Below are 6,020 nucleotides of genomic sequence, written 5' to 3' on the forward strand. Positions count from 1 at the left end.
GCATTCAAAGGAGAACAACGCATGGCCAAGAAGTACGTCATCGGCCTCGACTCCGGCACCTCGGTCGTCAAGGCGGTCCTGTTCGATCTCGAAGGCACGGAGATCGCCACCGCCGCGAGGACCACGCCCGTCGAGGAACTGCACTTCGGCTGGTCCGAGTTCGACATCGACATCGAGTGGCGGGAGATCTCGCAGGCGTTCAAGGATCTGCTGGCGAAGACGGGCATCTCGCCGGACGAGATCGGCGCGATCGGCATCTGCGCCAAGCACGGCTCCTGCTTCCTCGACGAGAACCACCATCCCGTCCGCCTGGGCATCCTGTGGAACGACGGCCGCTGCGCCAAGGACCTGGAGGAGTGGGACGCCGCGGGCAAGCTCGACGCCACGTTCGCGGAAACGTCCAACTGGCTCATGACGTCGGACCGCAACTTCCTCCTGCCCTGGCTCCGCCGCAACGAGCCCGGACTCCTGGAGAAGGTCACGACCGTCTGCTCACCGGCGAACTGGGTATCGGTCAACCTCACCGGCAACTTCGGTGCCAACGCGTCCGACTTCTACGCCCAGGTCGACGACACCGGCCAGATCAGCACGAAAGTCCTGCAGATCGCCGAGATCGAAGACCTCATGGACAAGTTCCCGGAGATCGGCGAACCGTCGCGGATCATCGGCACCGTCACCGAGCGGGCGGCCGAACAGTGCGGTCTCGTCGCCGGCATCCCGGTCGCCGAGATCGGCTGGGACGCCATGAGCAGCACGGCGGGCGGCGGCGCGACCGAGCCCGGCCAGGCCAACATCATCCTCGGGACGTCGGGCTGCATCCTCGTGGTGACCCCGCGGTTCGTGCGCGAGCCGAAGCTCGGCATCATGTCGGTCCACAACGTGCCGGGGCACTGGGTGCAGTTCATCGCACCGCTGACCGGCACGCCCAACTCCGACTGGTTCAACGACACCTTCACCTACGAGGACAAAGTGCGCGCCGAGAAGGAGGGCCGCAGCCTCTACGCCCTGTTCGACGAGGAGATGTCCGGTGTTCCGGCCGGCTGCAACGGGGTCGTGTACCACCCCTACATGAGCGCCGCCGGCGAGCGTGCGCCGTTCACCAACACCAACGCACGCGGGAACTTCTTCGGGCTCAACCTGCACAGCGACCGTAACGTCCTGCACCGCGCCGTCTACGAAGGGATGGCCTTCTCGAACAAACACTGCCTGGACGCCTACACCTTCCCCGTGAAGGACGTCTGCCTCACAGGGGGCGGCACCAACAGCCCCGTGTGGTGTCAGATCTTCGCCGACGTTCTCGACGTCCCGATCAAGCTCATGAGCGGGACCGAGTACGGCGCCAAGGGCGCCGCGTGGAACGCCGCCTGGGCGGCCGGCATCTTCCCGACCCATCAGGCGGCGCGCGACGCATTCTGCCGCGTGGATCGCGTGTACACGCCGATCCCCGAGAACGTGGCCGTCTACAAGGACCTGTACGAGGTCTACAAGGAGATCCCCTACGCGCTCTTCCCGGCGTGGAAGAAGCGCAGCGAGTTCCTGGAGAAGCACGGATTCGAGGGCTGACCCGCAGTTCGGTGCTCCGGTCGGCATTGTGGGACCGGAGGACCCCATCGGGCGGTGTCCGTCGCCGCCGCCAAGCGACGGACACCGCTGCCGGGTCCCGAAGGAGAGAGAGTCATGAAGAGACACAAGGCCGTGATCGTGATGGGCGGTTCCATCGGGATCGGCAGCAGCATCAGCCGGCACCTGGCCGCGGCGGGACACCGCGTGGTCGCCCTCGGCCCGGCCCCTGAGCGGAGCGAACCGTCGTCCCCGCCGGGCCTGCTCATGGTGGAGACCGATCTCCTCCGGGTGGACACCTTCGCCGCGCGGATGCGCGAGGCCCACGAGGCCCTCGGAACCGTGGACGTCCTCGTCAACGCTCTCGACGACTACTCCCCCACGCCGCTGGCGGAGACCACGCCGGCGGCCTGGAGCGCGACGCTCGACTACAACCTGAAGTCGGTGTTCTTCTCCAGCCAGGCCGTCGTGCCCTACATGTCGGACGCCGGCGGCATGATCATCAACCTCAGCTCCGCCCGCGCCTACGTCGCCGCTCGCGACCAGGTCGCATACAGCGCGGCCAAGTGCGGCGTGGCGGCGATGACGCGGGAGCTCGCGACCGACCTGGGACGGTACGGCATCAAGTGCGACTCGCTGATGCTGTTCGCCGACGGCGCGGACGCCACGCTGTCTCAGCAGACGCCGTCCGACGCCGACGTGTGCGAGGCCGTGTCGTTCCTGATCTCGGAGGGCTCCTACCAGGCTCTGGACGCCTTCGACTACCCGCTGGACGGCGGCCTCACCGTCCTGCTGGACAGGATCGACGGCGGATCTCCGGCCCCGCCGGACGACAGCGGGGGACGCGTCGCGGTCATCACCGGCGGATCGGGCGGCCTCGGCGCCGCATCGGCGCGCATCTTCGCCCGGAAGGGCATCCGGATCGCGCTGCTGGACGTCCTGGACGAGGAGGGTCGGGCCGTCGCCGAGGAGATCCGCGAGTACGGCGACGCCGAGTACTACCACTGCGACGTGGCGAGCAATACGGAGATCACCACCACCGTCGACGCGATCGCGCAGCGGTTCGGGAGGATCGACATCCTGTACAACGCGGCCGCCATCACGTCGCGGAAACGCACCCCGGAGATCACCGAGGACGACTGGGATCGGTTCATGGACATCGATCTCAAGGGACCGTTCTACATGGCCCGGGCGTGCGCCGCCCACATGAGGAAGACCGGCGGCGGGCGGATCGTCAACTTCTCGTCGATGCTCAGCACCCTGTCTCACGGACGGCACACGCTGTACGGCGGGGCGAAGGAGGCCCTGAACAGCATGACCCGGGCCATGGGCGCGGCGCTCAAGCCCGACAACATCCAGGTCTTCAGCGTCCTTCCCGCCTACGTGATCACGCCCATGATCGAGTTCCGGCTCTCCGACCCGGAGTGGATCGCCCGCAACTACCGGCAGTCCCTCAGCAAGGTCCTGCTGTACCCGGAGCATGTGACCGACGTGTTCGACTTCCTCACGACCTCCGAGACCAGTGCGACCAGCGGCCACAAGATCTACGTCGACACCGGATACCTGAACTTCCGCTACAAGCTCGTCCCCTGGGACGAGCCCGCCGTCGCCGAAGGAGTTGCCAGCCATGCCTGAGGACACCACGAGAAGGACCGCCGTCGTGACCGGCGGCGCGGGCGGGCTCGGTCGCAGCATCGCCGAACGGCTCACCGCCGATGGCTACGCCGTCTGCATCGCCGACGCGGACGCCGCATCGGGCGCCGCCACCGCCCTGGCGCTCGCCGCGGGCGGGGAGGCCCACTTCCTCGCGTGCGACGTGCGCGATCCCGAGGAGGTGGCACGGGTCATGGACGCCGCCGCCGCCCGGCTGGGGGGCATCGACCTGCTCGTCTGCTGCGCCCACGAGGGATGCGAGCGGCCCGTCGAGGAGATCACGGTCGCCGACTGGGACCGCACGATCGGGACCGACCTCACCGGGGGGTTCCTCGCCGCTCAGGCGGCCGTCCCCCACCTCGCCCGAAGCGAGCGCGCCTGCATCATCCATGTCTCCTCGATCCACGCGCGGATCGGGTCGGGAGTGCACGCCGCCTACGCGGCCGCCATGGCCGGGCTGTCCGCCCTGGACCGCTGCCTGGCGGCCGAACTGGCTCCGCTCGGGATCCGCTGCTGCACGGTGTCTCCCTACACGGTGCTCACCGACTCGACCCGGCCCAGGCTCACCGAGCCGGGCTGGGAGGCCCTGCAGCGTTCCACCGTGCTCAACGACGCGATCATGCGCCCCGAGGACCTGGCCGACGTCGTCCGTCTTGTCGCGTCCGACGAAGGACGCGTGCTCAACGCCTGCGACCTGGCGGTCGACGGCGGGATGAGCATCTTCCGGGAGAAGCCGGCTGTCTCCGCGTACGCGTGAGCAGGCGAGGAAAGGCTGAATCATGAAAAGCACATCAGACAAGACCGCCGTCGTCGTGGGCGGATCGGCCGACTACGGCCTGGCCGCCGCGTCCGCCCTCACGGCCCGCGGCGTCCACGTCGTGATGGTCGACGAGACGTCCGGCCCGGGTGGCGAGGTGGACGACGGTCTCGTGGACTTCGTCGGTTCGTCGCTGGAGGACGTCCCGGCGGTACGCCGCGCGATCGACGCGACCGGCGCACGGTTCGGCGGCATCGACATTCTGGTCAACAGTGCCGTCGAGCACGGCCCCGACGGGTTCTGGGATGTCTCCGAGAGCCAGTGGCAGCGGTGCATCCGCGTCAACATGAAGCTGCCCTTCTTCGCACTGCAGGCGTGCGTGCCCCACATGCGCGCGGCAGGCGGAGGTCGCGTCGTCAACTACTCGTCGGTCCTGGGCGGCCTGACCGACGGCCGGCACCAGTTGGTGCTGGGCTTCGCGAAGGCGGGGGTCAACTCCATGACCCGGCAGTGGGCGGTGGATCTGTGCCTGGAGAACATCCAGGCCAACAGCATCTGGATCGGCTACGACGACTCGGGCCGCCTGCCGTCCCCCGCCGACGTCGGCGCGTTCGCCGCCTTCCTCGCCCTCGACGCGACGCCCTTCCTCAACGGCACCCAGATCCCGGTGGACGCCGGGACGTCGCTGCTGCGGCAGGGAAGCCTGCTGGGCTGACACGCCGGCCGGGCCCGCCGACCGGCGGCTCACCCGTCCCGGCAGCCGTCCGCAATCCGATTGGAAGACAAGGAGAGACATGATCACATCCGAGTTCGCCGGTCTGGTCGACCACGCCGTGCTCGCTCCCGACGTGACGAACGAAGGGGTGCGCGCCGCGTACCGCTTCACCGCCGAGGCGGGCTGTGGCTCGCTGGTCGTCAACGGCAGCAACGTCAAGTTCGCCTCCATCCTCGCTCGCGGCACCGGCGTGAGGGTCGGCGCGGTCGTCGGCGGGTTCCCCCTGGGCCGGGTGCCGACCTCCGTCAAGGCGTTCGAGGCGGCGGAGGCCGTCCGGTTCGGCGCCGACGAGCTCACCGTGATGATGAACATCGGGGCGTTCCTCGAGTGCAGTCCCGACTACCTGCTCAAGGAGGTCGGCGACGCTGTGCGGATCGCCGACGGCCGGACGGTGAAGGTGACCCTCGAGACGGGATACCTGACCGACCAGCAGAAGCTCCGCGCTGCGCTCATCTGCGCGGACGCCGGGGCGGGATTCGTCGTCACGTCCACCGGATTCGGGCCAACGGCCGCGACGCCGCAGGACGTCGCGCTCCTGCGGGACGGACTGCCTGCCGAGGTCGAGGTGGAGGCCGCCGGGGACATCCGCACCTGGGCCGAGGCGAAGGCTCTGCTGGATGCCGGCGCCGCCCGCCTCACGACCCCCTCCGCGGCTGAGCTGCTCGCCGACGTCGCCGCCACGACGGGACCCGACGCCTCCTGAGCCCCGGATCGTTCCGACCCGTCGGGCCCCGGAGGCGAAGCCCATGACCACCAGACCAGAAAGGACAATCCCGTGCCCTGGATCCATCTGAGCACATCACGGAAGCTGACGCCGCAGGCGAAGGCCGAGCTGGCCGACGAGATCGGCTATCTCGTCGAGATCATCGCAGGCAAGTTCCACCGGAAGACGATGGTGCGCATCGACGACGGGTGTGACATCTACCGCGGCGGGGAACTCGTGCCCTGCGCGTTCATGGAGACCCGCATCATGGTCCCGAACGACTGGGACCAGCAGGTCGACTACGTCGACAAGCTGTACGACCTGTTCGAGAAGAAGCTCGATCTGGCCCCGACCGAGGTGTATTTCAACATGGTCGAAGTGCCGAGCTGGGGATCGCGCGGCAGTCTCCACAAAGCCGGTCAATAGGCCCGGCCCGGGGCGGGCGCCGAAGCACGTCCTCCCCGGGCACGCCCCGGCCGTGGTGTCAGCCGGTGTAGGCGGGAACGACGCCGATCCGGCGGAACGTATCGAGCTGATCGATCACCGCCGGCGCCGCACGCGTCCCGATCAAC

6 protein-coding genes are annotated in these 6,020 nt (G+C 68.6%); all 6 read left to right on the forward strand.

What is annotated here, in order from left to right:
• The first annotated feature begins 21 nt into the window (after window positions 1–21).
• Window positions 22–1,563 (forward strand): FGGY-family carbohydrate kinase, encoded by a 1,542-nt coding sequence (locus tag G555_RS0109850; protein WP_028708756.1) that lies wholly within the window; start codon window positions 22–24, stop codon window positions 1,561–1,563.
• 114 nt (window positions 1,564–1,677) lie between these two features.
• Window positions 1,678–3,195 carry an SDR family NAD(P)-dependent oxidoreductase gene (locus G555_RS0109855; RefSeq protein WP_028708757.1) on the forward strand — a complete coding sequence of 506 codons (1,518 nt, stop codon included), beginning with the start codon at window positions 1,678–1,680 and terminating at the stop codon, window positions 3,193–3,195.
• Window positions 3,188–3,970 (forward strand): SDR family NAD(P)-dependent oxidoreductase, encoded by a 783-nt coding sequence (locus G555_RS0109860; RefSeq protein ID WP_036921744.1) that lies wholly within the window; start codon window positions 3,188–3,190, stop codon window positions 3,968–3,970. The genes G555_RS0109855 and G555_RS0109860 overlap by 8 nt, the downstream gene beginning before the upstream one ends.
• A 22-nt stretch (window positions 3,971–3,992) precedes the next feature.
• Window positions 3,993–4,685 (forward strand): SDR family NAD(P)-dependent oxidoreductase, encoded by a 693-nt coding sequence (locus G555_RS21230; protein ID WP_051208653.1) that lies wholly within the window; start codon window positions 3,993–3,995, stop codon window positions 4,683–4,685.
• A gap of 79 nt (window positions 4,686–4,764) precedes the next feature.
• Entirely contained in the window at window positions 4,765–5,448 is a 684-nt protein-coding gene (deoC, locus tag G555_RS0109870; RefSeq protein WP_028708759.1) for a deoxyribose-phosphate aldolase, read from the forward strand.
• A 72-nt stretch (window positions 5,449–5,520) separates the two neighbouring features.
• Window positions 5,521–5,874, forward strand: a complete 354-nt coding sequence (locus G555_RS0109875; protein WP_028708760.1) for a hypothetical protein — start codon at window positions 5,521–5,523, stop codon at window positions 5,872–5,874.
• Window positions 5,875–6,020: the final 146 nt, after the last annotated feature.

Source organism: Propionicicella superfundia DSM 22317, from assembly GCF_000423465.1.
GTDB lineage: Bacteria > Actinomycetota > Actinomycetes > Propionibacteriales > Propionibacteriaceae > Propionicicella > Propionicicella superfundia.